Here is a 26,057-nt window from a genome sequence, read left to right as displayed (position 1 = left end):
ATCGCTCACACCGGAGCTCCATATTAAGTAGTCTTACTATGCACGTTCATGGGTGGAGCCTTCGCCGGGTACGGCGTTTGCAGCCGCCCTCAACTTAAGGTGGAGTAACGGTGGCGTCAGGCTCAAAATCCGAACAGAAACGCGGCGTCCTTTTCGATGTGGACGGAACCTTGATCGACTCGAGCTATTTCCATGCCCTTGCGTGGTGGCAGGCGTTCCGGCGGGAGGGGCTGGACATCCAGATGTCCGCAATCCACCGCTGCGTCGGCATGGGCGGCGACAAGCTCATCGAACACCTGGTTCCCGAGTGCACCAAGGACATGCAGGACGACCTGAAGTCCGCGCACGGCGCGGTGTTCTCCACGTTCTGGCCTTCCCTGCGGCCCTTCGACGCTGCCCGGGACCTCCTCGCCGCGTGCTCCGACGCCGGGCTGGCCGTGGGTTTGGCATCATCAGCGCAGGAGCGCGATCTGGACGTCACCCGTCGCCTCCTGGACGCCGGCACGTCCATCGATGCGTGGACCAGCTCTAACGACGCCGACGAGAGCAAGCCCGCCCCCGATATTCTCCTTGCATGCTTGGAAAAGCTTGAACTCAGCCCGGCGGACGTCGTCTACGTTGGCGATGCCGTCTGGGACGTGTTGGCCGCCGCCGCGATCGGAGTTCCCGCCATTGCCCTAACCTGCGGCGGAATCAGCGAAGCCGAACTGCGGGATGCGGGAGCCGCAGAGGTGTACGACAATCCGCGGCACCTCTTGGAGAACCTCGACAACAGCGCCATTGGCAAGCTGAGCGCCGGCGAGTTGAGCGGCGAAGACACTGGACTTGGGGGCCGCTGAGGTCGGCGCCGATCCCAGAGATTGTGCTCCGGCCGGTCTCCCCCGGAGCGCCCAAATCAGCCGAAGCCCTCCTGCATATAGGCCCGGATGGCGCCGATCACCGGCGCGGATCCCTGAGTGCGGTAGACATCGATGGGTCTGGAGCCCAGCTGCACGTTGGGGCTGCACATCCAGAGCATGGCCTGGGCGGGCGTGAAAGCACAGTGAAGGTGCCCCACTAGGGCATCCAGATCCGCGAGCTGGAGCCTGCCAGCCGCGTTCGGCGCATCCTGGCCCGATGTCCAGCGACCCAGAAGATCCGCATTGACGCCCAGCAGGGGCGCCGCAGCATCCATGCCCAGCGAGTTCACTAGCCGTTCGGCAATTGCCGCTGGGCTATAGCCAGGGGCGTCCCTCAATTCCGCGAGACTGGCGAAAACCGTGGTGGCCGACAACTCCGGTTCTCCCGCGCTCATGTCCTGCAGCTGTTCCATGGCGCAATGCTATTTATTCGCGTTCCCTTGGAGTAGGGCCACAGGACCTCCCGCTCGCTGGTCATCCGCGGGGTTTGCCTGGACGGGAGACTGCAACGGGCGGCGCGACGAGAGCAGCCGGGTTCTCCCAGCGCAGGGATATCCCGCTGGCCCTAGCATCGGGCGCTTAGGGGTCAGGTGTGCTAGCTTCCGGTCGATTCGGGGTGTTCCCGTGCGCGCTTTTCCTCGGGGGTCTCGTCGCTTTCGTCAGGCATGAAAGTAGGATCGAGTTCCGTTGTAGGTTCCCCTGCGGACCGGATGCCGTGGTTGTGGCCGACGCCGTCTTGTGCTTTGTCCGGTTCGTTCGGTTCGTCACTCATAGCCTCAATGTAGGCCGGGCCTCCAGCGGTGTCGAGGCGTTTTCACCCCTTGTGCCGGGGTGTCAATTCTGTTTCGCTGGAGTGGTCCCCTGAAGCGCGGGACAACGAGGCACTTCACCACCGCCTTCAAACCACGCTGAGGAGAACCCATGCGCATTGTGATTACCGGAGCCACCGGACACGTTGGCACAGCACTCTTGACGCGGCTCCAGGAGGCCCGCTCGGAGGAGGCTGCCGAACTTGAGCTCGTGGGTGTCGCCCGCCGTAAACCCGAGAAGGAGTCGGCCCCGTACCGCGACGTGGAGTGGCACTCCATTGACGTCGGGGACCCCAGCGACCAGCCGGCATTGGAGAGGGCCCTCGCCGGGGCTGATGCGGTGGTGCACTTGGCGTGGCTGATCCAGCCCAACCATGATCGGGAACTCCTTCGCCGAACCAACGTGGCGGGCACAGCCCAGGTTCTGGCTGCGGCCCGTACAGCAGGAACCGGGCACATCGTGTGCGCCTCGTCAGTGGGCGCCTACTCGCCCGCCCCCAAAGACCAGCGGACCAAAGAGGGCTGGCCGGCGGGCGGCATCAAAGGGTCCCATTACAGCGAGGACAAGGCCGCGCAGGAAGGGCTCCTGGACAGTTTCGCCAAGGAGAACCCCGACGTTGTCCTGGCACGGCTCCGACCCGCCTTGACGTTCAGTGCCGAGGCCGGGAGCGAGGTGGGCGGCTATTTCCTTGGCAGCGTCCTGGCGCGGCTCGTCCCCCGTAAGCCTTGGTTGCCCCTGCTGCCCATTCCGAAAGAGCTGGTTTTCCAGGCTGTGCACGCTGCCGACGTCGCGGACGCCTATTGGCGCGTGCTGCAGAGGCGGGCTGAAGGCGCCTTCAACATCGCAGCCGAACCTGTTCTCGATCCGAATGCGCTGGGTTGGGTGTTCAATTCGCGGCGGGTGTTACCGTTGCCGCTTCCGGTACTGCGTGCCCTCGTCGAGGTTAGTTGGCGCTTGCGGTTGCAGGCGACCGACGGCGGATGGATCAATATGGCGGCCGGCGCACCCATCATGGACACCGCCCGGGCGCACGAACTCCTGGAATGGACACCCCGACGGTCCTCGCTGGAGTCGTTGACTGAAATGCTGGAGGGTCTCGGCGCAGGCAAGGGGCGCCAGAGCTCGCCCCCGCTCACGCGGCGGTAACCGTTCACCCGCCCGAGGCAGCATGGCGGCGCTAGTCCCCCGAGCTAAAACCGAGCCCTGCCGTATTCCCTCCGATCAGACGGCTGGGGTGCCCGGGCATTCGTAGGTCACGGCAATGTGACGATGCGCCCACAGCAGCACGGACTGAATTTCGTAGTCCGTGCTGCCCGTCGGGTGTCCTGCCTGTCCTTCCCTGGACGCCGTGTGGTCAGTTCACCGTGCTGTCAATGCGCCTCGGCACCGACCCCTGCCTCGACGGCCTCGCCGGCGAGCCGGAGCCAGGTGTCCACCACGGTGTCGGGGTTCAAGGAGACAGAATCGATGCCTTCCTCGACCAGCCACTCGGCGAAGTCCGCGTGGTCGCTGGGGCCCTGGCCGCAGATGCCGACATATTTGCCGCGCGCCTTGCAGGCCTTGATGGCCATGCTCAGGAGCTTCTTGACGGCGGGGTCGCGTTCATCGAAGCCGCCGGAGACAATCGCGGAATCCCGGTCCAGGCCCAGGGCCAACTGGGTCATGTCATTGGAGCCGATGGAGAATCCGTCGAAGTAGTCCAGGAACTCGTCGGCGAGCAGGGCGTTGGACGGAATCTCACACATCATGATCACCTCGAGGCCGTTCTCGCCGCGGGTGAGTCCGTTCTCCGCCAGCAGTTCAATGACCCCGCGGGCCTCGTCCAGGGTCCGCACGAACGGGATCATGAGCTTGACGTTGGTCAGCCCCATTTCGTTGCGGACGAAGGACAGTGCCTCGCACTCGAGGTCGAAGCAGTCCCGGAAGGAGGATTCCAGGTACCGTGAGGCGCCGCGGAAGCCGATCATCGGGTTTTCTTCGTGCGGTTCGTAGGCAGGTCCGCCGATCAAGTTGGCGTACTCGTTCGACTTGAAGTCGGACATCCGCACAATCACCGGTTCCGGCGCGAAGGCCGCCGCAATGGTGGAGACGCCTTCGGCCAGCCGCTTGATGTAGTAGTCGCGCGGGCTGTCGTACGCGGCGATCCGCTCCCGGATTTCCGCGATGACGTCGGCCGGCTGCTCGTCCAGGTTCAGCAGCGCCTTGGGGTGGATGCCGATCTGCCGGTTGATGATGAATTCCAGCCGGGCCAGGCCCACGCCGTGGTTGGGCAGCTGTGCGAATGTGAAGGCCTGCTCGGGGGTGCCGACGTTCATCATGACCTTGACCGGGGCCTCGGGCAGCTGGGTGATCTCGGTTTCCTCGATGCTGAAGTCCAGGAGCCCTTCGTAGATGGTGCCGGTCTCGCCGTCGGCGCAGGAGACGGTCACGTCGAGTCCGTCGGAGAGCAGGTCGGTGGCCGCGCCGGTGCCGACGACGGCGGGAATCCCCAGTTCCCGGGCGATGATGGCCGCGTGGCAGGTGCGTCCGCCTCGGTTGGTCACGATGGCGGAGGCGCGCTTCATGATCGGTTCCCAATCCGGGTCGGTCATGTCCGCGACGAGGACATCGCCGGTCTTGAACGCGGCCATCTGGTCAATCGACGTGAGGATGCGGACTTTGCCGGCACCGATGCGCTGGCCGATGGCGCGGCCCTCGGCCAGGACCCGGCCGGTCCCGTTGAGGCGGAAGCGGCTCAGGCTGCCGGAGGCCCGGCGGGACTGCACGGTCTCCGGCCGTGCCTGCAGGATGTACAGGCCGCCGTCGATCCCGTCCTTGCCCCACTCGATGTCCATCGGGCGGCCGTAGTGGTTCTCGATGGCGACGGCGTGCCGGGCGAGCTGCTCGACGTCGTCGTCCGTGAGGCTGAAGCGGTTCCGCAACGATGCCTCCACGGGGACGAAGTCGATGGTGCGGCCGATCTCGCGGCTGCTCGTGTACGTCATCTGGAGGGCTTTCTCGCCCAGTCCGCGCTTGAGGATGGCGGGCCGGCCGGCCTGCAGCGCAGGCTTGTAGACGTAGAACTCGTCCGGGTTCACTGCCCCCTGGACGACGGCCTCGCCGAGGCCGTAGGAGGACGTGACGAACACGGCGTCCTGGAACCCGGACTCCGTGTCCATGGTGAACATGACACCGGAGGCCCCGACGTCGGAACGCACCATCCGCTGGATGCCGGCCGAGAGCGCCACCTCGGCGTGTTCGAACTTGTGGTGCACGCGGTAGGCGATGGCCCGGTCGTTGTAGAGGGACGCGAATACGTCCTTGATGGCGAGCAGGATGTTCTCGATGCCGCGGACGTTCAGGAACGTTTCCTGCTGCCCGGCGAAGGAGGCGTCGGGCAGGTCTTCCGCGGTGGCGCTGGAGCGGACGGCCCAGGAGAGGTCCTCGGAGCCACCGTGCTTGTCCACCAGTTGCTGGTAGGAGTTCCGGATTTGCGCCTCAAAGTCCGGCAGGAAGGGTGTCTCGCGCATCAGGGACCGGATCTCCTGCCCAGCCGAGGCAAGGGCCGTCACATCATCGGTGTCCAGGCCGACCAGGCGGTCGGCGATCTTCTGGTCCAGGCCGGAATCTGCCAAGAAGGTGCGGTAGGCATCAGCGGTGGTGGCGAAGCCGTCCGGGACCTGGACGCCGGCGGAGGTCAAATTCTGCACCATTTCGCCGAGGGAGGCGTTCTTTCCGCCCACCCGGTCCAAATCCTTGAGTCCGAGTTCTGAGAACCACAGGATGTCTGTCGTCATGGTTACTGCTCCTTTGCAGATGATGGCATGCAGATGGGCCGCCCCGCTCGCGACGATAGCCGGTTGGTGGGCGCAAATCTTGTCCACAGTGACAGGTCTGGGGCGCTCTTTCCACATGATGTGCGCCACACCGAGCTTGTGAAACTTTTCCCTAATGTTTGAGGTTCATGCGCTGCAAGATGGTCGCCGCCATTTCCTCCACGGAAACCGTGGCCGAATTCAGGTACGGAATCCGGTGGGAGACGTACAACTGCTCGGCGCTGCGCAGCTCAAAACCGCACTGCCGCAGCGACGCGTAGGGTGAGCCGCGGCGCCGTTCGGTACGGATTTGGCTGAGGCGCAGGGGGTTGGAGGAGAGGCCGAAACATTTCTCAACGAAAGGCCTCAGCGGTTTGGGGAGCCCCTCCCGCTGAAAGTCCTCGTCCACCAGTGGGAAGTTCGCGGCGAAGATTCCGTGTTGCAGCGCCAAATACATGGTGGTGGGTGTTTTTCCGCAGCGGGACGGTGCCACCAGGATGACCTGGGCCTTTTCCAGCGCGCGCAGGCTCTGGCCGTCGTCGTGTTCCATGGCGTACTCGACGGCGGCCATCCGGGATTGATACCGCTCCGCATTTCCCAGGCCGTGGGCCCGGCCGGGCTCGCCACTGGCCGGTGAGCCCAGGGCCTGCTCCAGCTGTCCGAGATGCGTTCCGATGAGATCCACGATGATCCCCCGGCAGGTCGCCAGGACCTGGCGGATGTCACTGCTGACGGCGGTGGAAAAGACGATCGGTTGCAGGCCGGTGGTGGCCAGTTTGTCGATGGTTCGGACCACGGCCTTGGCCTGTTCGACGGTGGTGATGAAGGGGACCGTGATGCGGTCAAAGTTATTGGCGGGAAACTGCGTCAGCAAGGTGTTGCCGAGCGTTTCCGCGGTGATGCCGGTGCTGTCCGAAAGGAAGTAGACAGGCCGAAGATCGTCATTGGTCATGAACGCATTCTCCACCAGGAGCGGTCCCCGCCCGGCATCGGGCAGCCGGCGGGTCCCTACCCGGGCCTCGGGACACAGACGTAGACTGCTCGCGTACAACGCCACCAACTGTCGGGAGATGGACATGACCTATGCAGGCACCGGAAACGAGAAGGCCGTCGCAGCAAGCGACCTTAACCGGACACATGTCGGGCTGACCGTGAGCTTCGAGCCCGACGAATTCACCGTGGTCTTCGGCCGGATCGGCGCCATTGCGCGCAAGGAGGGCGGGGTAACCATCGCACTTGCAGGGGTGGACGGCACAGGTGGCCTGCCCTCTCATTTCAGCCTGCCTCCCGCCCAACTGGTCTACGTCCAGCCGGACATGCTCACTAATACGGAGTCGACCATCAAGGATTTGTTTGGCAAGGTGCAGGAGAATCTGCGGAGCCACAAGGGAGATCAGCGGCCCGACGCCGTTTAGGGAACCTTCTCTGCGGATCCAGTCTCGCGTCGCTCGGAAGTGATGTGGCGGGCCCGGGGGGCATTGATCGGCGATGCTGTCCGGATGGCGCCTATGCTGGCAGCCACTACGAGGGCAACCGCTATGGCATCCATGTATCCGAACTTCTGCCCGAGAACCGCAAAGCCGGCCAGCGCCGCCACGGCCGGCGCCGTGCAGGTCAGGACCGAGAACGTGGCGGCTGGGAGGCGGCGCAGGGCCATGAGCTCGCAGGAGTATGGGACAGCCGTCGAGAGCAGCGCGACGCCGAGGCCAAGGCCAAGGACCGTCGGCTCCAACAGGGCAGTCCCGGCTGTCAGGATCGCGCCAGGCAGCGAGACGACCGCCCCGACGGCCATTCCGAGGGCCAGCCCGCCCAGCCGTGGGAACGTTGCTCCGGTTCTGGCGTTGCAGAGGATAAACAAGGCCCAGCACGCCGCCGCACCGAGCGCGAAGCAGACTCCGGCGACGTCGAGATCGGCCAGCCCCTCCTGTCCCAGCAGGGCTACCCCGATGAAGGCCAGCGCCGCCCAGAGCAGGGCTTTGGCGCGCCGGCTGGCCACGACGGATAGGACCAGCGGGCCCAGTACTTCGATGGTGACCGCCGTGCCCAGAGGCAGCCGTGCAATGGCCTCGTAGAACAATGAGTTCATCGCTGCCATGGTCACTCCGAGTCCGATGGCGGCCCGCCATGCCCTTGGGCTGTGCCCGTGCAGCCTCGGCCGGGCAACGGCCAGAAGGATGATGGCCGAGAACGCCAGGCGCAGCGTCACGATGCCCAGCGGTCCGGCGGCGGGAAAGACGAGCACAGCTACAGCCGCACCGAGTTGCTGGCACAGCACCGCGGCCATCACCAGCCCGGTTGCCGGGGCGAAACCGGGGGCTGGCGTGCCGGAGAAGGCCTGGGAGGTGGTCATTTGCATAGTTCCAACGTTAGGAAAGTCGGCAGGCGGCGGGAAATGCCGTTTGAGTTGCTGTTATAACCTAAACGCATGAGCGTTGAGGCGCGACATTTGAGGGCATTCCTGGCAATCGCCGAAGAAGGCGGATTCAGTTCCGCTGCGGCTGTGTTGCGGGTCAGCCAGCCGGCGCTGTCCCGGACGCTGCGGCAACTCGAGGCGCACCTGGGCGCCAAACTCTTTGACCGCTCGACCCAACACGTGGCCATCACTCCCGCCGGGGAGGCGCTGCGTCCGCGCGCCGCCGCCGCGATCGCCGCCCTCGACGCGGCACTGGACCCCGCTGGGATACCTGTCCGGCCGTTGCTGCTGGGGTATCCGTGGTCGGCCCTCGGCCGCCGGACTGGACCCCTGCTACGCCGCTGGCGCGAACTGCACCCAGGGACGCCGGTGGAGTTGCGACGCGTGGATGACCGTTTCGGCGGTCTAGCCGCCGGGCGTGCCGACGTCGCCCTGATCCGCGGGGAACCACCCGTGGCCGGGGGCCCGGCCGGCATGCGGCAATGCGAACTGGCCGAGGAGCCCCGCTTCGCTGTCCTGCCTGCCGACCACGAGCTGGCCGGCCGCGACGAGGTGCGTCTGGCTGACCTGTTTCACGACGTTCTAGTCGTCAATACGCTCACCGGGCTCACACGGCTGGACCTGTGGCCGGCGGGGATGCGCCCGAAGCACACGGTGGCCACGGACAATACTGACGACTGGCTGCTGGCGATCGCCTCCGGCCGTGGCATTGGCGTCAGCGGCAGCTCTACTGCGGAAACCTATCAGCACCCTGAGGTCATTTACCGTCCGCTCGTCGACGCCCCGCCGGTCACCGTTTCGCTGGCATGGCTGGAGCCGGTGTCCCACGCGGCCGTGCCGGCGTTCGTGAAGTTCATGGTGAACGAAGTGCCGCCGGACCTCGCGGCGGACTAGAACCTTGTGGAGACCGCGGGTTCAAGGGGTGCGGCCCAGGTTCCGCAGAAGGTCCGGTAAGGGCCGAAGCTTTCGGGGGTGCAGCGGCGTAGTGCTCGAGGCAGGGCCGCCCGGTGCCCGCGGATCCATCGCAGGGCCGCGGCCATGGCTGACCGGAAGCGGGGCGGGCCTATTCGTCGTGGCCCTGATCCCCGCTCATCTGATCCTCGGCCGGGGGCGTCTCTCCCGGGGGCACTCCCCCGCCTGGCTCCAGCCCAGTGATCTTGCCGCTGAGCGGATCCGGGTTGGCCGAGGCAGCGGGATCGGAGGACCGGTCACCGCGCTGGTCCGACTGCTCCGCGTTGTCCGCCTTCCCGGGAGGATCCGGGTTGGCCGGGTCATTTTCGGGATGATACGTGCTCATGGTTTTGCCTTCCCTCGGGTAGTGACTCTGGACTAATTGTAAGCATGCTGATAATTCTGGAACCGTCAAGGCCGGGACTCGGATGCTAAGCAGCATGACGGCTGCGGTGGCCTGAGGCAAAGAAGGAGCGAGATGGTCGACCGAATAGCCAACATTTGGGGAACCCGGACCGCTTACGCCCGGGACGGCCTGTGGCCGGTCCGGGTGGACCAGGTCCTGGACGACGGCATCGCGGAGGGCGACGTTGACCGGTGGGTGCAGTCCGCCTGCGTCCTCTGCAGCAACGGATGCGCCTGCGACATCGCCGTCAAGGATGGCGCGATGGTCGGGATCCGCGGCCGGGCGCAGGATCTGGTCAATCATGGCAGGCTCGGACCAAAGGGGCTCTTCGCCAGCCGGGAGGGTGTGTCCAACAAGGACCGCCTGACGAGTCCCCTGGTCCGCGAGAACGGGCAACTGGTCGAATGCGACTGGGACACTGCGATGCGCCGGATAGTGGACCGGAGCAGGCACCTGTTGGCGGAACGCGGCCCGCTCAGCCATGGCTTCTACACCAGCGGGCAGCTGTTCCTGGAGGAGTACTACGCGCTGGCCGTGATCGGGAAGGCTGGCATCGGCACGCCGCACATGGACGGAAACACCCGATTGTGCACCGCTACCGCGGCGGCGGCCATGAAGGAGTCGTTCGGCGCCGACGGCCAGCCCGGATCCTATACCGACATCGACAGCTGCGACGCAATCTTTCTCTATGGCCACAACATGGCCGAGACACAAACGGTGCTTTGGTCCAGAGTCCTGGACCGGATCGCTGGCCCCGACCGGCCCCGGATCGTCTGCGTGGATCCGCGCAACACGGAGGTCGCACGCCACGCCGACGTGCACCTGGCCATCCGGCCCGGCACGAATCTTGCCCTCATGCACGCCCTGGTCCGAGAAGTGCTGGCCCAGGGCTGGGATGATGCCGGCTATGTCCGCGACCACACGTTGGGCCTGGACGCTCTCCGGAAGGTGGTGGAGCCGTGGACGGTTGAGGCGGCTGCCGCCGCCTGCGGTGTCCCGGCGTCGGACATCAGGGACGCAGCGCGGATCTTCGGCACCTCCGACCGGATCGTGTCCACCGTGCTGCAGGGCTTCTACCAGTCCTCGCAGGCGACGGCGGCGTCGTGCCAGGTCAACAACCTGCACCTGCTGCGCGGGATGCTCGGCGCCCCGGGGCGCGGGGTCCTCCAAATGAACGGCCAGCCCACGGCACAGAACAACAGGGAATGCGGCGCGGACGGGGACCTGCCCGGATTCCGCAACTGGGAGAACCCGGACCACATACAGGAACTGGCCCGGCTCTGGAACGTGGATCCGATGACCATCCCGCACTGGGCGCCGCCAACCCATGCCATGCAGATCTTCCGGTACGCCGAACAGGGCTCGATCGACTTTCTGTGGATCTCGGCGACTAACCCGGCGGTGTCCATGCCCGAACTTCCCCGGATCCGGGACATCCTCGCCAAACCCGACCTCTTCCTCGTCGTCCAGGACCTCTACCTCACAGAAACGGCACAGTACGCGGACGTGGTGCTTCCGGCAGCCGGATGGGGCGAAAAGACCGGGACGTTCACCAACGTCAACCGCATCGTGCACCTCTCTGACAAAGCAGTTGACCCTCCAGGTCAGGCCCGCAGCGACTTGGACATTTTCCTCGACTACGCGCGCAGAATGGATTTCACGACGCTGAACGGGGGGCCGCTGCTGGACTGGACCGGGCCCGAGGAGGCGTTCGAGGCCTGGAAGGACTGCTCCCGCGGACGCCCGTGCGACTACACCGGCATCACTTACGACAGGCTGCGGGGCGGCAGTGGCATCCCCTGGCCGTGCAACGAGGACCACCCCCGCGGAACGGACCGCCTGTACGGGGACGGCGTCTTCCCCACCGACCCGGATTACTGCGAAAGTTACGGCCATGACCTGCTCACCGGCGCAACGGTGGGAGCCCAGGCCTTCCGCGCCCAGGACGCTGGAGGGCGGGCACTGTTCAAGACCGCCCCGTTCCACCCGCCGCACGAGGAACCCGACGAGGACTACCCGCTCCGGTATACGACCGGGCGCACGGTGTACCACTTCCACACCCGCACCAAAACGGGCCGTTCGCGGCCCCTGTCTGACGCGGCGCCGCGGGCCTGGGTTGAACTGGCCACGGAGGACGCGGACCGGCTCGGCATTTCCGAAGGCGATCTGGTCCGGGTCACCTCCCGCCGGGGCCGGATCGAGGTCCCCGCACGAGTCAGCGGCATTGCGCCCGGCACGGTGTTCGCCCCGTTCCATTACGGCTACTGGGACACCGGCGGCCGCCCGGGTACCCACCCGACGGCCGCGAATGAACTGACCCTGACCGAATGGGACCCCGTATCCAAGCAGCCGATGTTCAAGAACGCGGCTGTGACTGTGGAGAAGATCGGCGATGCCACCGGACCGGCGCCGGCCCCGACCACCGCGGCGTCCCGGCCCGTCTCGGCGATTGGCACCGCGCCGGTCCCGGCCACGGCCGGCGGCGACGGGGCCCAAGCCACGGAAACAACGGACACCGAACCGGCACCCCGGTTCCCCGACGCGATCAGAAACACCACGGAGGGTGGCCGGCCATGAACCTTAACATCTATCTGGGCATGCTCCGTCAGGCCGAGAACACGCTCGCCGATTCCTTCCGTCAGGTGGCGGAGGGCCACGGGGCCGAGCCAGATGTTCACTTCCTCTGCCGCACCCTGGCCGCCCAGTGCGACCGGCACGGGGAACTCCTCGGGCCCGTCGTGCAGCGCTACGGCGAAAACAGCTCTGACAACGAGCCCGAACGGCTTCACGCCGAGGGCCTGAACACGACCCGGAACGGTCCCGTCGGTCTCCTGCGCGACCTGCAGGACCTCTACCTGCTGGCCAGCTTCGTCGATGTCACCTGGACGATGGTCAAGCAGGCCGGGTCCGCGCTGCGCGATAAAGAGCTACTCGCCGTCGTGGAGACATGCGACGCCGAAACGGCCACCCAGCTGCGCTGGCTCCAAACGCGGATGAAACAGGCCGCACCCCAGGCCCTTGTCGCAGCACGCTGAGGCCATCGAAAGAGATCACAGCAACACCGGGAACATGTCCCGAACGGACTCACACCCGTCTTCGAAGGCGGCCTGGCCGGCTCTTCCGCCCCCTTAATGAACTGGCCCATCACCCGGTCCTCAGATCAAAGGATCGCCGGCGAACATCAAAATCTCACTGACCGGGGTCGGTGAACCGTCCCGCCGCGGTTTCCAAGAGCAGACCCTCGAGTTCGCGGAGCTGTGCCGTTGCCCGGTCCAGCAGATTCGCCGCCAGCTCCTGTCCGACGCGCTGGTCCGTGCGGGACAGAAGGCCCAAGGTCTTCCAGAGCAGCGACTTGCCGGTGACGGCGCTGATCAGCGCTTCGAGTTCCAGCTGTTCGGCCGCGCCGGTCCTGGCATGGAGCGGATTGAGCGGACCAAGGGAAGCGAGGTACGCCCCTGTCCACGCGAACGGCTTTTTGTAGGCCGGGATGCCTAAGCCGAGCTCCTCCGTGATGCCCTCAAGGGTTGCCTTGTCGGCGCTGACTTCCATCGCGAGCCGCGCGATAATACTTCCGCGTGGCGAGTCCTTCCATGTCTTGGCAGCCTGTTCGAAGAGACGCTCCCCCGCCGCCGCGGCTATCAGGTGACTGTGCAAGTACGCGGCCAAGGAGCTCTCCCCGGTTGTGTCCTTGCCGTGCTGTCTGGCGTTCATGGTCCTATACCTTTCGTCCCTCGGCCTCCTGTACGGTCTCGGGTCCCCAGTGACCTAGAACGAGGGGGCGCCGGGTTCAGCGAGCGGGTGCTCGCGCTGGAGCTGGGCGACCTTCGGATCGTTCTCGTCTGCGCCGTAGTCCGAGCTGCGAGTGATGTCCTTCCCGCCGGGGAGCTTCATGGCTCGGAAGATCAGAGTGAGTCCGGCGGCAACGATCAGGTTTATCGCAAATGCGACGACGGCGATGTAGACCTGTATGTCGGTACCGGGGATGGCCGCAATGGAGCCACCAAAGTTGGCTTTCGTGACGGGGTTGACCACGTTGTAGGCGGCGATAGTGCCGTAGATGATCCCTGCTGCCCAGCCGCCGAAGAGGGCCCACCGGTGAAACCAGCGAGTGTAGAGCCCGGCCACGATCGCCGGGAAAGTCTGCAGGATCCAGATACCGCCAAGGAGCTGCATGTTGATTGCTGCCGACTGGTCCATGGCAATGACGAATACCAGTGCACCGAATTTCACCACGAGCGAGGCGATCTTGGAGACTTTTGCTTCCTGCCGGGGTGTGGCGTCCGGCCTGATCAGATCGCGGTAGATGTTGCGGGTAAACAGATTCGCGGCGGCTATTGACATGATCGCTGCCGGGACAAGTGCACCGATGGCAATGGCGGCGAGGGCGATACCGGCAAACCATTCGGGGAAGCTATCCAAGAACAGCTGCGGCACTACCAGTTGGGGGTTGATGGCGCCGTTCAAGTCGATGGGGTTGGTACCGGCGTAGATGGCTACGTAGCCCAGGAGTGCAAGGAACCCCAGCATCAGTGAGTACAGAGGCAGCACGGCGGCATTCTTGCGGATGGTGTTCCTGCTCTTGGTCGCCAGGACACCCGTGATCGAGTGCGGGTACATGAACAGCGCCAAGGCCGAGCCCAGAGCCAGCGTCCAGTAGGCGGAGTAGCTGGCGGCGCCAGGAATGAATATTCCATTGGGTTTGCCGGTGGCCGGGTTGGTCGCACCCATTTTGGCCTCGGCGGAATCGAAGATGGGGCCCCAGCCCCCGAACTTGATCGGCAGGTAGATTACCGCGACGATCACCGCCAGGTAGATCAGCAGATCTTTCACGACGGCGATCAGGGCCGGGGCCCGCAGGCCCGACGTATAGGTGTAGGCGGCCAAGACCACGAATGCGATGATCAGCGGCAGGTCCGTTAGCAGCACGTTCTCTGAACTGCCCAAGCCCAGTACGGTGAGCACGGCCTTGATGCCGACCAGCTGCAGCGCGATGTAGGGCATGGTTGCGACGATGCCGGTAACGGCGACGGCCAGGGTGAGCGCCGTGCTACCATAGCGGCCGCCAATGAAGTCCGCCGGTGTGACGAACCCATGCCTGTGCGAGACGGACCACAACCGGCTCATCAGGAGGAACACGATGGGGTACAAAACGATCGTGTAAGGCACCGCGAAGAAGCCGCTCACGGCTCCAGTGGCCCACATCGCAGCCGGAACGGCCACGAAAGTATAGGCCGTGTAGAGGTCGCCGCCCAGAAGGAACCAGGTTACCCAGGTCCCAAAACCGCGGCCGCCGAGGCCCCACTCGTCAAGGCTGTGCAGCCCAGTCCGCTCATTCCGGCGCCACCGCGCAGCAATGAACCCCAAGGCCGCCACCAGGACGAAGAGAATGATCACAATGGCGAGCGCCACGCCGCTGATGGGCCGGTCCGGAGCGGCCAGCGGCGCGGCGGCCACGCTCATTTCCCCTCCTCGGGGTTGGTTGCGACGCGCACGGAATCGCGGCGGCGGCGGTCCTCCTTGCCGACCAGCCAATAGGAGATCCCGACGAGGGCCGAGGTGATCGGGATCCACATCATCTGATACCAGTAGAAGAACGGCATACCAGCCAAGCGCGGCTCATCCATGGAGTACGCGGGCACATACAACGGAACCACAACGGCGATGGTCAACAGGATTCCTGTGATGATGTATGGACCGGGTCTGGCCGGCCCGCGTGTCGGCACATCAGGACTGGACATCGACGCCTCCTCATCGAGACGGCGCCGGAGCGGGAGGGCTTCCCGGGACGTGCCGGCGGTCTGTAGACCGCGTGTCGCAGCGGTCAATACACACAGGATAGACACTGGATTTATTCTCCAACAGGGCAAATACGCCCGCCTCTGACGGCCAGGAGCAATGGCATCAGCAGCGGCGGCGTCGGCAATTCAGGATCGTTGCGCAGACAATCTCCCCACCCCGTACTTCAGGCCGTCGGCACGAGCTGAATTCGATCCGCCAACTACCAACGCTCAGCTAGGGTTTGGCCTTGTCCGCCACCGCGCAGGTCCGCCTGGCATAGAGGGGGTGGCTCGGCTGAGTTCCAACGTTCCCGCCTGATCTGTGAGGCCACTACCGGCAGATTTTGAGCACTGACGGGCCCCCCGCCCACGAGGTATTGCGCGCTACTAAGCATGCTGATTAGATCTTGATAACGGCCGCATTCCACGACCGGCAACCGAAAGGACGGACAGTCATGGGAATTCTTGCGTTCCTCATTCTCGGCCTTATCGCAGGAGCTATCGCCAAGGCGATCCTTCCCGGCCGGCAGGGAGGCGGCTGGGTGATCACACTCGTTATCGGCGTCGTGGGCGCCATCCTCGGGGGCTGGATAGGTTCATTGATCTTCGGCGGAGGCCTCGCTGACTTCTTCGACCTGCGGACCTGGCTCCTCTCGATCCTCGGGGCCGTTGTTGTGCTCCTGATCTATGGCGCCGTTGCCGGCCGCAGAAGCAGGGCCTAGAGGCCACCGGCCAAGGCCGCCTGGTGGGCGTTCGGGGAATTGCTGGCGGGCTGCATAAGAACCCCAGCAAAGAGCCCGACCCTGCGCTCCCCGAGCTGCCCATTTCGCTCCGGGCAATTCCCAGCCCCGCGGACGCCTTCGAAGCACTGGTCAGCATCGATGGACGCTGCCCAGTATCGGTCAGGTACTCCATCGGGAGTTCCCCGATCAGACGCACTATTCCAAACCTATGAGATCCAAGGAAACGTCATGTTCACCACCGAACAAATTGATCGTCTGCTCAACCAAGGCGCAAATGTTCTTTCAGAGGACGGAGAAAAGATCGGCGCCATCGGCCAAGTCTTCGTGGACAACGTAGACGGACAGCCGAGCTGGGTAACCGTCAGGACGGGATTATTCGGAATGTCCGAATCCTTCGTACCCCTGGAAGGAGCCCGAACCGAGGGTAATGACATCGTCGTTCCCTACAGCAAGGACCACGTCAAGGACGCGCCAAGAATCGACGCCGATCGGCCCCTGGAGCCTGCCGAGGAAGACCGGCTCTACCAGCACTATCAGCTCGACACCGGACGCGCCTACACCGAAGCGACTACAGATACAGCAGGATCCGGGCCAGGGCCAGAGCGTAACGGCGCACCCGCCGCCACGGGCACCACCGCCCCAACGGAACAACGGGACACCGCCGCGCCGGACCGCACCGCCGCACCCGTCACCGCTGCCGGATACGACACCACCGCACCAGACCGCACCACCGCACCCACCGAACAACGAGAGACCGCCGCACCAGACCGCACCGCCGCACCAGACCGCACCGCCGCACCCGCCGCAGCCGGCACTCCCGGAGGCGACACCACCGCTCCCACCGCTCCCACCGAACAACGAGACACCGCCGCACCAGACCGCACCGCCGCACCCGCCGCAGCCGGCACTCCCGGAGGCGACACCACCGCTCCCACCGAACAACGAGACGCCGCCGCACCAGACCGCAGCGCAGCACCCACCGTCGCCGCGACCGCCGCTGCCGCCGGCGTGGGCGACACCACCGCACAACGAGACACCGCCGCTGCGGACCGCACCCAAGCACCCACCGCTGCGGGCGCCGGCACTACAGCACCACGAGACACCGAACGACGAGGCACCGCACAACGAGACACCGGCGCAGCCGCCGCCACCGGCCGTGGACGCCTGCGCAAATACATCACTACGGAAGAGGTCACCAAGACGGTTCCGGTACAGCGCGAAGAAGTCCGAATCGAGCGGGAGCCAATCACGGAGGAAAACCGTGACGAGGCGTCGAACCGTCCGGACAAAGACGACGAGCACGACGTGATCCTCCACGAGGAACGAATCATAGTTACCAAGGAGACCGTCCCGGTCGAGCGGGTCCACATCGGTACCGAAACGGTCACCGAGGATGTCACCATCAAGGAGAAAGTCCGCAAGGAACACATCGACACCGACGGACCCGAAGAGGGCCGCGGCTAAACCCGCCGAACCATCAAAAGCCGGGGCTAGGAGCCTGTCGCCCTTGCCCCGGCGTCTGAACGCCGGAAGGCTATGGATCCCGTCGCGTTGCTCCGCCTGCCCTGGTGTGGAGAACCTTCCGGCCAAGGCTGCGACGCCGCTACCCACACCACCGTGCACCCACACCACCGTGCAGGCGAACCCACAACATTTGGGACTGCAGTGGCGCGGCCTCAACCTCTGCGCACTGGACCGAAGGATCGCCACGGGGGGGACTCATCCCGGACCGGTGCCCGGCGGAAAAGCTGAGCACGGTGGGAACGTACTCGAGCAGCTGTATTCCGGCCCCTCCAGACCCCACCAGCCCGGCCATCCCTCGGCCGAGGCATACCCGTCCAGGGAGACGCCACACCCTTCCGGCCTGGTCAGATGCCCTTGGATTTCCCCGCCATAGGATGAGGCATGGACTTCGTGGATGCGCTTTGGACTGCGGTAGGAGCCGGGCTGATCGTGGTGATGCTCGCCGACGTCTTCCACACCCTTCTGTATCCGCACGGTTCCGGCCCGGTCTGCAGAACAATAATGCGTGCATTCTGGCTTCTAACGAGGAGCTTTAGAGGCAGAGCCGGGACATTGTCGGCTCCCGTGTCTTTGGTCGCAGTAATTGCAGCTTGGACGGGGCTCGCAATTCTGGGATGGGCTTTGATCTACCTGCCTCACCTGCCTGGAGGGTTCGTCTACGGAGAAGGCGTGCCGCAGCAAGGGGATTTTGCCGAAGCCGTCTACATCTCAATGGGCAGTCTTTCCACCGTGGGCTACGGGGAAATAGTGGCCGGACCTCCGTTCCTCCGGATATTGGCGGGCCTGCAGTCCATCACCGGATTCGCGTTGCTAACGGCCACAGTGTCATGGTTCCTGCAACTTTTCCCCGCCCTGACCCGCCGTCGGACCCTTGCTCACCAGCTCAATCTGATGAGGGAAGCGGGCGGACGTGAAGGCATAGCCGGACTTGACCCGACTCATTCTGCGGCGTTGATCGAATCGCTGGCGAGCAGTGTCGCTACAGTCAGTGTCGACTTGAGTTCCTTACGTGAAAGCTACTATTTCCGGGAAGTCGAACAGAGGAGTTCGCTGGCAGCCACAGTTGCTTATGCCCAGGACCTGGCATCCGAGGCGAAGCTCAGTGAGAACACGGAACTCAGTTTCGCCGGGCGAATGCTTCACGCGTCCTTAGAGGACCTGGCCGCAGTCCTCCGCGGCAAGTTTGGTCACTCCGGCGAAACGTCCTCGGCAGTGTTTGACAGTTACGCATTGCACCACAGGCACCGTCAGGAACATGCTCGCGCCGGGGACTAACCACCCGGAAAATGCCTTTCCGCTAGACAGCTGCACTTCCCGGACCGCTCGGCGACGCCGACTCCGCCCTATCGTGGTGCAGAGGCTCTGGCTAGACTTAAATTGCGCCGGACTAGACGCATGAATTCGTCTCGGGAGGGCAGGATCATGACAGACCGCAGCGACTCTGAATTGCCCGCGGACCAGGCGCCCGCGGAAAGGAAACCTGAAGAACGGGAGCTCCGGGGCCGGTATGTCGAAGGCACCTACGGCAAGGCCGGGGTCCAGCGAGGTCGCCGCGCGGAGGACGAGGAAGGCCAATACATCCAAGGTGACTACGGTGCGGCCGGCAGCGAGGGCGGTCTGCCCGAACCCTTGGGCGACCAGGCCAAAGACTCCGGACGGTACGTGGCGGCCGACTATGGCGAGGCTGGTGCGGCTCCGGGACGTACGGCGGCGTCGGAAATCGGACAGTACGCCCAGGGTGATTACGGTGCGGACGGGACCGTGGATCCCTTGCGCAAGGCCGGAACTGGTACGCGCAACGATGAGCCGATGACCGAGCGGCACGGTGGCCACGACGCTGCATCGCAGGCCGCGCGCGCCTCGTCTGGTGCGGACGTCCAGGCCGATGACTCCCGCAGCGGCGCAGACGTGGGAGAGGCGGTCGACGTCGCGGAGCGGGGCACCGCGGCGGAGGGGGATCACTCGCATCCGGAACGGGCCAAAACGGGCGAAGCGCCCGTCGAGCAAGTGTTCAACGACCCCGCCATGACCGAGGGGCAGCGGACCGGGACCGGCTCCGCAACTACAACCGGGGCCATACCGCCTGGACCTTCAGCTGCCGAAGCCGGATCCGGCGGAGCCCAGTCCGAAGTCGGGGCTCGGGAGTCCGACCGCCTCGCGGCAGGCGAGCCCCCGGCCGCAGGCAAGCCCTTCGACACCGGCACGAAGGAGGAATGAACAAAGCGGCGCCCTGTCGATCACAAGGAAAAGCCCCGGACCAGCCTGGTCCGGGGCTTTCCAGCGCGTCTGTTAGCGCCCGATGCAGACAGTGAGATCCAGATGAATGTCGTTATCGGTGACAAAGCGGTCCTGGAGATAGCGGGCAAGGCTCGCGTCGGTGGCCGTATGAACGCTTTGCGCGATCGCTCCACGCAGCACCGCCTGGGTGTTAGTGGACTTGACGACGTCCAGCGGCGCCCAGCCACGATGGCCGCCGGTAAGACGTTCTATGTCCGTGCGGAAGGAACGCTTGTGGTCTTCGCGGACTGTGGCGCGCATGGTGAACGGGATAAAGGGAGTGGGCAAGGAGGTCCTTTCACGAGGCAGCCGGTCATCGACGCCCCAGTCTGAACAAGACCTCTGAAGCGACCGTTATTCCCCCAAAGCAGCCAGGGAGTCCAGCATCACGGCGCAGGAATTCCCGCCGTTGAGCAGCTGCTCCCCGCGTAGTCGGAGTCCATCTTGCGTGAGCGTTCGCGACCGGATTCAGCCGCAGTCCGGGCCCCGCCTGTCCGGTCGCAGGCCTCTTCCGCCGCGTGTCCGTGGGGCCTACACTCTTCAAATCAAATCGAGTGCAGGCCCCGTTCCGCGGCCCGGCTTAGGGGGATCGGAAGTTCTGACCGGCCCGGTTGGATCGGAAGAGGCGCCGGCTGGTTGGCCGACGGCCGGCGCGAGCCCGCTAGAGGGAGAAAATCGGCATGAGGATCCTCGTCGATCTCACCAAATGCCAGGGCTACGCCCAGTGCGCCTTCCTCGCCCCGGACGTCTTCACGATCCAGGGCGACGAGGCGCTGACCTATGATCCGCACCCTGACGGGGCGCATCTGACCGGGATTCGGCGGGCCGCCGCTGCCTGTCCGGTTCAGGCCATCCGGCTCGAACAGCCGGACGGGCAGGACGGATCGCCGCATCCGGCCACGGCACCCGCGACGGCTGCTCCTGCCGAAGACGGCGGGGGCTCTTTCAAGAGAACTGGACGGATCGTCATCGTGGGGGCATCGATGGCGGGGCTGCGCGCGGCGGAGCGGTTGCGCGACGAAGGGTTCACCGGATCGCTGACTTTGGTCGGCGAGGAGCCGCACGAGCCCTACGACCGGCCTCCGCTGTCCAAACAGGTCTTGGCCGGGACGGTGCCTTTGGAAGACACCTCACTGCCCCGCCACCGGGACATCCGCGCCACCTGGCGGCTGGGCATGGCGGCCTCCGGGCTGGATCTGGCTGCGAAGCAGCTCCACCTCGCCGACGGCAACAAGGTCGGCTTCGACAAGCTGTTGATCGCCACCGGCCTGCGGGCCCGCCCCTGGCCTAACCCGGTGGAGGCAGCCCTTGCGGGAGTGATGACATTGCGCACCCGGGAGGACGCCGCGGCCCTGCGACAGTACCTCGCGGGCCGTCCGCGTCGGGTGCTGGTCATCGGCGCCGGGTTCATCGGGTGCGAGGTCGCGTCCGTGTGCCGGGAACTCGGCCTGGCGGTCACGGTGGCAGAAGCTGGGCAGGCTCCCCTCGTCGCCGCCCTTGGCGGGGTGGTCGGCGCAGTCGCCGGGGAGCTGCAGGTCGAGAACGGCGTGGACCTGCGATGCGGCGTCCGCGTCCTGTCGCTTGAGGGTGATGCCACCGGACGGCTGCGCCGGGCCATTTTGTCCGACGGCACAACTCTTGAGGTGGATGTGGCGGTTGCCGCGCTGGGCTCCGTCCGCAATGTCGAATGGCTCGCAGATTCCGGCCTGGCGTGCGGCGTATGGGGCGTCGCCTGCGACGCCGGCTGCCGCGCGTTCGACGCTAACGGGCTGGTCACCGATGACGTGTTTGTCGCCGGCGACATTGCGCGCGCGCCGCAGCCGATGTACGGCTATCAATACCTCGCCGTCGAGCACTGGGGAAACGCCATCTCACAGGCCGAGGTCGCGGCACACAACATGGTCAGCGGCGAAACCGAACGGTGGCCTCACTTGGAGGTGCCGAAATTCTGGTCCGTCCAGTTCGGCACCGAAATCAAGAGCGTCGGGGTGCCCTCGGTGGCCGATGAGGTAGCCATCGTCCAAGGATCGGTGGCCACGCGCCGATTCCTGGCCGTCTATGGCTACAAAGGCCGCATCGTGGCGGCGGTCGCCTTCAACCAGAACAAGTGGCTAGATTTCTACGAGCCACTGATCGAGCAGGCCGCGCCTTTCCCGCCGGCATTCCACCACCTCGATGAGTCAGTCCAGGCCCGGCCACTGCCGGCCGGGTTCAAGCCAGCTGTCAGCCCCACTCAGGATGCCACCGTCGTTGTGACCGGCCACGATCCCAATGAACGCCGCGCCCGGCTGACGAACGCCGCGGCCGGTGAAACGCCGTCGCGGAGACCCAAAGAAACCTCCCCCCGATTGAAGGAGCCTTCGCCATGACGCAGGCCAGCACATGGGAGCAGATCCTCGACTTCTCCAACCGGGCTAACCCCTACCCGCTGTACGACGAGCTCCGCCGGACCCCCGTGACACGCCTCGCGGACGGAAGCTACCTCGTCAGCACGTACGCGGAGATCGCCGCCCTGCTGCACGACCCGAGGATCAGTTCCGACATCACCCGCAACCCGGCTGCCGCGGCTGCGGGCGCCACTGCCGGAGAAGACGGGGACGGCCCGGGCATGACTCCGACTTTCCTCAGCATGGATCCTCCCGATCACGACAAGTTTCGACGGATCACCATGCGCCACTTCGGACCGCCCACGACGCCGGGCAGGGTCGCCGGGATGGAGGCGAGGATGGCGGAAATTGTCACCGACCTGGTCGACAACATGATGGACCAGTCCCGGATCGACGTCGTCGATGATCTGGCGTATCCGCTGCCCGTCACGGTGATCTGCGAATTACTTGGGGTGCCCCCGGGCGACGAACAGCGCTTCCGGGTCTGGGTGGACGTAGCCCTGCAATCCACGGATCCCGGACTCGATCCCGAAACACAGCAAGAAAAGAGGGCCGAGGCCGGCAAAGAACTGCGCACGTTCATGGAAGAACTGGTCGAAGCCCACAGGCGGACGCCTGGCCCGGACCTGCTCTCGGCGATGGCCACAGATGACGGCCCGGAAGGCCGCATGCCGGACGAACAGCTGGTGAGCACAGGGCTCCTTCTGCTCATCGCCGGACATGAAACCACCGTGAACCTCATCTCCAACGGCGCACTGACGTTGCTCCGCCACCCAGCCGAACTCCAGCGGCTACGCAACGATCCCGGTCTCGCCATCCCGATGGTCGAGGAATTGCTCCGCTACGAGCCGCCCGTCCATTTCGTGCCTTTCCGCACAGCCCTCGACGACATCGACATCGCCGGCACCACCATCCCCGCCGGCGCCTCCCTCACTTTGGTCCTGGCCTCGGGGAACCGCGACCCCGCCTACGTCGCCGACCCAGACCTCTTCATCCCGGACCGGCGCAACAACCAACACCTCGGCTTCGGCGGCGGTATCCATCTCTGCTTCGGCGCACCCCTGGCCCGGCTCGAAGCCCAGATCGCCCTCACCGCGTTCGCCACCAGGCTGGAGAACCCGCGGCTGGTGTCCGATCCGCCCCCGTACCGGCCGAGCCCGTTCCTCCGCGGCCCCTCGCATCTCCTGGTCGACATCGACGGCGTCGCCGCTCGTCAGTAGTCACGCGTCACCAGTCATCAGCGCACAGCAGAGCATGAGGCCGACGACCGAGGGGCGGCGTGGAAGTGCACGCGGGTTTATGGATCCCGTGGCCGTTCGCCGGGGAACACGATTCCGAGCTGGTTCCTGATGGCGTCAGCGACGGCCATGGTCCGGATCGATTCGGCCAGCGGCCGCTGCGGAACTTCCAGCTGCCCTGCCGATATGGCCCGGGCGACGGCGGCAGCCTCGTAGTGCAGGCCCTCAAAGTGCGCTCCGGCCGGCTCCTCATAGGCCAGCCGGGTGCCGTCCGGGAAACGGACGCTGAAGTTGCCCGGCATGTTGAACGGACCGTCAATGGTCAGTGAAGCCACCGTGCCCACGATGGTGGCCGAGGTGGGCGTGAAATTGTGCAATTGGGTGTTCATCATGGCCTGGCGTCCACCGGCGAAGGACATGACAGCTGAAAGCTGGCCGTTGACTCCTGATTCGTGCGGTTCGCCGAGAGCCAGGAGACGGTCCGGTTCGCCGAGGACGGACGTGATGAGCGAAAGCGGATAGGTCCCCAGATCCAGCAGTGGCCCACCTGCCAGGGCCGGGTCGAAGATCCGGTGGCTGCCGTCAAAGTACTCCCCGTATTCAGCAAAGACCGTAGTGATGTCCCCGAGCATTCCGGTGTCCAGCACTTGCCTGATGACGTCGAACTTGGGCAGGAAAAATGTCCACATCGCTTCGGCGGCGAACAGGCCGGCCGCGGCTGCCCGGCTGGCGATAGCTGCCGCCTGTTCGCGGTTAATGCCGATCGGCTTCTCGATCAGGACGTGCTTGCCGGCGTCGAGCGCCATGAGGGCAGCTTCGTAGTGGAAGTTGTGCGGCGTGGCCACATAGATGATGTCGACGTCGGAGTCGACCAGCTCCTCATAGCTGCCAAACGCTGCAGGAATGCCGTGCCGTCCGGCAAACATTTCCGAACGGTCCAGCGAGCGGGATCCGATCGCGGCAATCACCTGCGAGGTGTGCGCCTGGACGGATTCCGTGAAGCGTTCCGCAATCCAGCCCGGGCCCATGATCCCCCACCGGAGGGCAGGTGCGTCGCGGGAGGCAGGGACCCTGGACGCTGGGAGCGAGCGGTTCCCGGTCATGTTAAGTGAGCCTTAGTGTCGATATCGATTCTCACGAGAAACGCAAGGGTCTCCGCGAACTTTGTCCTGACATAGTAACAAGCCCGATTTGCGCTGGGCAAGGCCCGTAGCATCCAATCCAGCGCATCGTTGCCACTTTGACCGCATGTCAGCACAAAGTCTTGACCATTGCGTTAGAGCGCTCTAACGTTGAAGTCAGTCACGTGACCCAGCACACTCCCGGGAACGCTCTCCAAATTCAAAGTCCGCCCTTCAGGTCGGCCGAATCGAGGAAGTCAACAATGTCGTTGCACACAGCAAGCTCGCCCGCATCGGGCTCAAGACATCGCGGATATCTCGCCCGACTCACCGTCATCTCCACGCTCGGCGGACTCCTGTTCGGCTACGACACCGGAGTCATCTCCGGTGCGCTGCTCTACATGCAGGACTCACTGAGCATGAGCCCCGTCGAAGAAGCCACTGTCGTCAGCGCACTGCTGTTTCCCGGTGCCGCGGTCGGCGCGCTGAGCGGCGGACGGCTCGCCGATAAGCTCGGTCGGCGCGGCACGCTGCTCGTCTGTGCGCTGCTCTTCCTCATAGGAGCGCTGGGCTGCGCCGTCGCGCCGAATGTCGGATTCATGATTGTGGCCCGCGTCATCCTTGGCCTAGGCGTCGGCGCCGCCGCCGTAACCTGCCCCCTCTACCTTGCAGAAATGGCCCCGGCGCATCTGCGCGGACGCATGGTCACGATCAACGAACTGATGATCGTGACCGGCCAGATGCTCGCTTTTGCCATCAACGCCCTCCTCGACGCCGTCATCCACGACACGGAGGTCTGGCGCATCATGCTCGGTGTTGCCTCCATCCCCGCCATCGCGCTTCTGATCGGAATGCTCGTCCTGCCCGAATCGCCGCGCTGGTTCGCGATCCGTGACAGGTTCGATGACAGCCGGCGCATCCTCGACCTCAGCCGCAGCCCGGAGGAAGCCGATTTCGAGTACAAGGAAATCGTTGAGTCCGCGAACATGGCGCGGGATGAGCGCTCCAGTGCTTGGCGCGACCTGAAGAACAATCCCTGGATGCGGCGGCTTCTCTGGGTTGGCATCGGGCTCGCCGTGGCCCAGCAGGCAACGGGCATCAATACCGTGAATTACTACGCGCCGACGATCCTCGAGCGCAGCGGCCTCGGCGTGAGCGCATCGCTCGTGGCAACCATCGCCGTCGGTGTGACGTCGGTGCTGATGACCGTCCTGGGCATCTGGCTGCTGGGCTTCATCGGGCGCCGCCGCATGCTGGTCATTGGCTTCTCCGGGGTCGTGGCTTCGCAGGCACTCCTCGCGGTCGTTTTCACGCTTCCCCAGTCGGACCTCGTCAGCTACACCATCCTGGCGGCAATGATGCTGTTCGTGGCCTTCGTGCAGTGCTTCATCGGAACCTGCGTGTGGCTGCTGCTTTCCGAGATCTTCCCGCTCGCCATCCGCGGCTTCGCGATGGGCATTGCCGTGTTCGCACTCTGGACCGTGAACGCGGCAATTTCCTTCCTGTTCCCGATCCTGGTGGTCGCCCTGGGCTCAACCGGCACGTTCACCGTGTTCGTACTGGTGAACATCGTTTCCCTGATCTTCGTGGCGAAATTTGTCCCGGAGACCAAGGGGCAGTCGCTGGAGGAGTTGGAGGTGCACTTCCGCACCGGAGGCATACCGATCATCGCGCCCCCGGCCGCGGCTGGCGAGAAAGCCGCAGCCCTGTAAGAGCA

The 26,057-nt window shown here is 65.2% G+C and carries 24 protein-coding genes; 13 read left to right on the top strand and 11 right to left on the bottom strand.

Annotated features, from left to right (window positions below; translation table 11 throughout):
• Positions 1 to 110: 110 nt before the first annotated feature.
• On the top strand, positions 111 to 839 hold the full coding sequence (locus ACFRJ8_RS13495; RefSeq protein ID WP_377986674.1) for an HAD family hydrolase: 729 nt from the start codon (positions 111 to 113) through the stop codon (positions 837 to 839).
• A 56-nt stretch (positions 840 to 895) separates the two neighbouring features.
• Here ACFRJ8_RS13495 and ACFRJ8_RS13490 read toward each other — a convergent pair whose 3' ends face one another.
• Positions 896 to 1,312 carry a hypothetical protein gene (locus tag ACFRJ8_RS13490; protein WP_377986673.1) on the bottom strand — a complete coding sequence of 139 codons (417 nt, stop codon included), beginning with the start codon at positions 1,310 to 1,312 and terminating at the stop codon, positions 896 to 898.
• Between the two features lie 182 nt (positions 1,313 to 1,494).
• Positions 1,495 to 1,671: a hypothetical protein gene (locus ACFRJ8_RS13485; protein WP_377986672.1), complete on the bottom strand. Its 177-nt coding sequence runs from the start codon at positions 1,669 to 1,671 to the stop codon at positions 1,495 to 1,497.
• Positions 1,672 to 1,820: 149 nt separating this feature from the next.
• On the opposite strand from ACFRJ8_RS13485, the gene ACFRJ8_RS13480 reads away from it, so the two are divergent.
• Positions 1,821 to 2,855 (top strand): NAD-dependent epimerase/dehydratase family protein, encoded by a 1,035-nt coding sequence (locus tag ACFRJ8_RS13480; protein WP_377986671.1) that lies wholly within the window; start codon positions 1,821 to 1,823, stop codon positions 2,853 to 2,855.
• A 224-nt stretch (positions 2,856 to 3,079) separates the two neighbouring features.
• Here the strand turns inward: ACFRJ8_RS13480 and ppsA are convergent, their stop codons facing one another.
• Together ppsA and ACFRJ8_RS13470 are read right to left on the bottom strand one after the other, a co-directional pair.
• Positions 3,080 to 5,485 carry a phosphoenolpyruvate synthase gene (gene ppsA / locus ACFRJ8_RS13475; protein WP_377986670.1) on the bottom strand — a complete coding sequence of 802 codons (2,406 nt, stop codon included), beginning with the start codon at positions 5,483 to 5,485 and terminating at the stop codon, positions 3,080 to 3,082.
• A gap of 151 nt (positions 5,486 to 5,636) precedes the next feature.
• Positions 5,637 to 6,455, bottom strand: coding sequence for a pyruvate, water dikinase regulatory protein (locus ACFRJ8_RS13470; RefSeq protein WP_377986669.1), 819 nt, complete (start codon positions 6,453 to 6,455; stop codon positions 5,637 to 5,639).
• A 118-nt stretch (positions 6,456 to 6,573) separates the two neighbouring features.
• Between ACFRJ8_RS13470 and ACFRJ8_RS13465 the strand changes: the two genes are divergently transcribed.
• Positions 6,574 to 6,918: a hypothetical protein gene (locus tag ACFRJ8_RS13465; RefSeq protein WP_377986668.1), complete on the top strand. Its 345-nt coding sequence runs from the start codon at positions 6,574 to 6,576 to the stop codon at positions 6,916 to 6,918.
• On the opposite strand, the gene ACFRJ8_RS13460 is transcribed toward ACFRJ8_RS13465, so the two are convergent.
• Positions 6,915 to 7,853, bottom strand: a complete 939-nt coding sequence (locus tag ACFRJ8_RS13460) for a DMT family transporter (protein WP_377986667.1) — start codon at positions 7,851 to 7,853, stop codon at positions 6,915 to 6,917. The genes ACFRJ8_RS13465 and ACFRJ8_RS13460 overlap by 4 nt on opposite strands.
• Positions 7,854 to 7,928: 75 nt before the next feature.
• On the opposite strand from ACFRJ8_RS13460, the gene ACFRJ8_RS13455 reads away from it, so the two are divergent.
• A complete protein-coding gene (locus ACFRJ8_RS13455; protein WP_377986666.1) occupies positions 7,929 to 8,810 on the top strand; it encodes a LysR family transcriptional regulator in 882 nt (293 codons plus the stop codon).
• 169 nt (positions 8,811 to 8,979) lie between these two features.
• Here the strand turns inward: ACFRJ8_RS13455 and ACFRJ8_RS13450 are convergent, their stop codons facing one another.
• On the bottom strand, positions 8,980 to 9,213 hold the full coding sequence (locus ACFRJ8_RS13450; protein WP_377986665.1) for a DUF6480 family protein: 234 nt from the start codon (positions 9,211 to 9,213) through the stop codon (positions 8,980 to 8,982).
• 132 nt (positions 9,214 to 9,345) lie between these two features.
• Between ACFRJ8_RS13450 and ACFRJ8_RS13445 the strand changes: the two genes are divergently transcribed.
• Complete coding sequence (locus ACFRJ8_RS13445; protein ID WP_377986664.1) at positions 9,346 to 11,850, top strand: molybdopterin oxidoreductase family protein; 2,505 nt, start codon at positions 9,346 to 9,348, stop codon at positions 11,848 to 11,850.
• Positions 11,847 to 12,308, top strand: a complete 462-nt coding sequence (locus ACFRJ8_RS13440) for a hypothetical protein (RefSeq protein ID WP_377986663.1) — start codon at positions 11,847 to 11,849, stop codon at positions 12,306 to 12,308. The genes ACFRJ8_RS13445 and ACFRJ8_RS13440 overlap by 4 nt, the downstream gene beginning before the upstream one ends.
• 154 nt (positions 12,309 to 12,462) lie before the next feature.
• Here ACFRJ8_RS13440 and ACFRJ8_RS13435 read toward each other — a convergent pair whose 3' ends face one another.
• From ACFRJ8_RS13435 to ACFRJ8_RS13425, 3 genes are read right to left on the bottom strand one after another with little or no spacing between them, the layout of a single operon-like run.
• The gene (locus ACFRJ8_RS13435; RefSeq protein WP_377986662.1) at positions 12,463 to 12,984 is read right to left on the bottom strand and encodes a hypothetical protein; all 522 of its coding nucleotides are present in this window, start codon (positions 12,982 to 12,984) and stop codon (positions 12,463 to 12,465) included.
• Positions 12,985 to 13,038: 54 nt separating this feature from the next.
• Complete coding sequence (gene mctP / locus ACFRJ8_RS13430; RefSeq protein ID WP_377986661.1) at positions 13,039 to 14,733, bottom strand: monocarboxylate uptake permease MctP; 1,695 nt, start codon at positions 14,731 to 14,733, stop codon at positions 13,039 to 13,041.
• The gene (locus ACFRJ8_RS13425) at positions 14,730 to 15,011 is read right to left on the bottom strand and encodes a DUF3311 domain-containing protein (protein ID WP_377986660.1); all 282 of its coding nucleotides are present in this window, start codon (positions 15,009 to 15,011) and stop codon (positions 14,730 to 14,732) included. Before ACFRJ8_RS13425 ends, mctP begins: the two co-directional genes overlap by 4 nt.
• Positions 15,012 to 15,505: 494 nt before the next feature.
• On the opposite strand from ACFRJ8_RS13425, the gene ACFRJ8_RS13420 reads away from it, so the two are divergent.
• The 4 genes from ACFRJ8_RS13420 (at position 15,506) to ACFRJ8_RS13405 (ending at position 19,534) form a co-directional block, all read left to right on the top strand.
• On the top strand, positions 15,506 to 15,772 hold the full coding sequence (locus ACFRJ8_RS13420; RefSeq protein ID WP_377986659.1) for a GlsB/YeaQ/YmgE family stress response membrane protein: 267 nt from the start codon (positions 15,506 to 15,508) through the stop codon (positions 15,770 to 15,772).
• Between the two features lie 249 nt (positions 15,773 to 16,021).
• Positions 16,022 to 17,257: a DUF2382 domain-containing protein gene (locus ACFRJ8_RS13415; RefSeq protein WP_377986658.1), complete on the top strand. Its 1,236-nt coding sequence runs from the start codon at positions 16,022 to 16,024 to the stop codon at positions 17,255 to 17,257.
• A gap of 441 nt (positions 17,258 to 17,698) precedes the next feature.
• Positions 17,699 to 18,592, top strand: coding sequence for a potassium channel family protein (locus ACFRJ8_RS13410; protein WP_377986657.1), 894 nt, complete (start codon positions 17,699 to 17,701; stop codon positions 18,590 to 18,592).
• A 147-nt stretch (positions 18,593 to 18,739) separates the two neighbouring features.
• Positions 18,740 to 19,534 carry a hypothetical protein gene (locus ACFRJ8_RS13405; protein WP_377986656.1) on the top strand — a complete coding sequence of 265 codons (795 nt, stop codon included), beginning with the start codon at positions 18,740 to 18,742 and terminating at the stop codon, positions 19,532 to 19,534.
• A 72-nt stretch (positions 19,535 to 19,606) separates the two neighbouring features.
• Here ACFRJ8_RS13405 and ACFRJ8_RS13400 read toward each other — a convergent pair whose 3' ends face one another.
• Positions 19,607 to 19,882: a hypothetical protein gene (locus ACFRJ8_RS13400; protein WP_377986655.1), complete on the bottom strand. Its 276-nt coding sequence runs from the start codon at positions 19,880 to 19,882 to the stop codon at positions 19,607 to 19,609.
• A 392-nt stretch (positions 19,883 to 20,274) separates the two neighbouring features.
• Between ACFRJ8_RS13400 and ACFRJ8_RS13395 the strand changes: the two genes are divergently transcribed.
• Entirely contained in the window at positions 20,275 to 21,963 is a 1,689-nt protein-coding gene (locus ACFRJ8_RS13395; RefSeq protein ID WP_377986654.1) for an FAD-dependent oxidoreductase, read from the top strand.
• Positions 21,960 to 23,201, top strand: coding sequence for a cytochrome P450 (locus tag ACFRJ8_RS13390; protein ID WP_377986653.1), 1,242 nt, complete (start codon positions 21,960 to 21,962; stop codon positions 23,199 to 23,201). Before ACFRJ8_RS13395 ends, ACFRJ8_RS13390 begins: the two co-directional genes overlap by 4 nt.
• 77 nt (positions 23,202 to 23,278) lie before the next feature.
• Here the strand turns inward: ACFRJ8_RS13390 and ACFRJ8_RS13385 are convergent, their stop codons facing one another.
• The gene (locus ACFRJ8_RS13385; RefSeq protein WP_377986652.1) at positions 23,279 to 24,322 is read right to left on the bottom strand and encodes a Gfo/Idh/MocA family protein; all 1,044 of its coding nucleotides are present in this window, start codon (positions 24,320 to 24,322) and stop codon (positions 23,279 to 23,281) included.
• 281 nt (positions 24,323 to 24,603) lie between these two features.
• On the opposite strand from ACFRJ8_RS13385, the gene ACFRJ8_RS13380 reads away from it, so the two are divergent.
• Positions 24,604 to 26,052: a sugar porter family MFS transporter gene (locus ACFRJ8_RS13380; protein ID WP_377986651.1), complete on the top strand. Its 1,449-nt coding sequence runs from the start codon at positions 24,604 to 24,606 to the stop codon at positions 26,050 to 26,052.
• Positions 26,053 to 26,057: the final 5 nt, after the last annotated feature.

This window comes from Arthrobacter sp. NPDC056886 (assembly GCF_042788715.1).
Lineage (GTDB): Bacteria > Actinomycetota > Actinomycetes > Actinomycetales > Micrococcaceae > Arthrobacter.
This window is presented reverse-complemented; position numbering and strand designations above follow the sequence as displayed.

Coding starts and splice junctions, on each gene's coding strand:
- ACFRJ8_RS13490 (WP_377986673.1), bottom strand. CDS start 1,312: ATGGAACAGCTGCAGGACATGAGCGCGGGAGAACCGGAGTTGTCGGCC.
- ACFRJ8_RS13485 (WP_377986672.1), bottom strand. CDS start 1,671: ATGAGTGACGAACCGAACGAACCGGACAAAGCACAAGACGGCGTCGGC.
- ACFRJ8_RS13480 (WP_377986671.1), top strand. CDS start 1,821: ATGCGCATTGTGATTACCGGAGCCACCGGACACGTTGGCACAGCACTC.
- ppsA (WP_377986670.1), bottom strand. CDS start 5,485: ATGACGACAGACATCCTGTGGTTCTCAGAACTCGGACTCAAGGATTTG.
- ACFRJ8_RS13470 (WP_377986669.1), bottom strand. CDS start 6,455: ATGACCAATGACGATCTTCGGCCTGTCTACTTCCTTTCGGACAGCACC.
- ACFRJ8_RS13465 (WP_377986668.1), top strand. CDS start 6,574: ATGGACATGACCTATGCAGGCACCGGAAACGAGAAGGCCGTCGCAGCA.
- ACFRJ8_RS13460 (WP_377986667.1), bottom strand. CDS start 7,853: ATGACCACCTCCCAGGCCTTCTCCGGCACGCCAGCCCCCGGTTTCGCC.
- ACFRJ8_RS13455 (WP_377986666.1), top strand. CDS start 7,929: ATGAGCGTTGAGGCGCGACATTTGAGGGCATTCCTGGCAATCGCCGAA.
- ACFRJ8_RS13450 (WP_377986665.1), bottom strand. CDS start 9,213: ATGAGCACGTATCATCCCGAAAATGACCCGGCCAACCCGGATCCTCCC.
- ACFRJ8_RS13445 (WP_377986664.1), top strand. CDS start 9,346: ATGGTCGACCGAATAGCCAACATTTGGGGAACCCGGACCGCTTACGCC.
- ACFRJ8_RS13440 (WP_377986663.1), top strand. CDS start 11,847: ATGAACCTTAACATCTATCTGGGCATGCTCCGTCAGGCCGAGAACACG.
- ACFRJ8_RS13435 (WP_377986662.1), bottom strand. CDS start 12,984: ATGAACGCCAGACAGCACGGCAAGGACACAACCGGGGAGAGCTCCTTG.
- mctP (WP_377986661.1), bottom strand. CDS start 14,733: ATGAGCGTGGCCGCCGCGCCGCTGGCCGCTCCGGACCGGCCCATCAGC.
- ACFRJ8_RS13425 (WP_377986660.1), bottom strand. CDS start 15,011: ATGTCCAGTCCTGATGTGCCGACACGCGGGCCGGCCAGACCCGGTCCA.
- ACFRJ8_RS13420 (WP_377986659.1), top strand. CDS start 15,506: ATGGGAATTCTTGCGTTCCTCATTCTCGGCCTTATCGCAGGAGCTATC.
- ACFRJ8_RS13415 (WP_377986658.1), top strand. CDS start 16,022: ATGTTCACCACCGAACAAATTGATCGTCTGCTCAACCAAGGCGCAAAT.
- ACFRJ8_RS13410 (WP_377986657.1), top strand. CDS start 17,699: ATGGACTTCGTGGATGCGCTTTGGACTGCGGTAGGAGCCGGGCTGATC.
- ACFRJ8_RS13405 (WP_377986656.1), top strand. CDS start 18,740: ATGACAGACCGCAGCGACTCTGAATTGCCCGCGGACCAGGCGCCCGCG.
- ACFRJ8_RS13395 (WP_377986654.1), top strand. CDS start 20,275: ATGAGGATCCTCGTCGATCTCACCAAATGCCAGGGCTACGCCCAGTGC.
- ACFRJ8_RS13390 (WP_377986653.1), top strand. CDS start 21,960: ATGACGCAGGCCAGCACATGGGAGCAGATCCTCGACTTCTCCAACCGG.
- ACFRJ8_RS13385 (WP_377986652.1), bottom strand. CDS start 24,322: ATGACCGGGAACCGCTCGCTCCCAGCGTCCAGGGTCCCTGCCTCCCGC.
- ACFRJ8_RS13380 (WP_377986651.1), top strand. CDS start 24,604: ATGTCGTTGCACACAGCAAGCTCGCCCGCATCGGGCTCAAGACATCGC.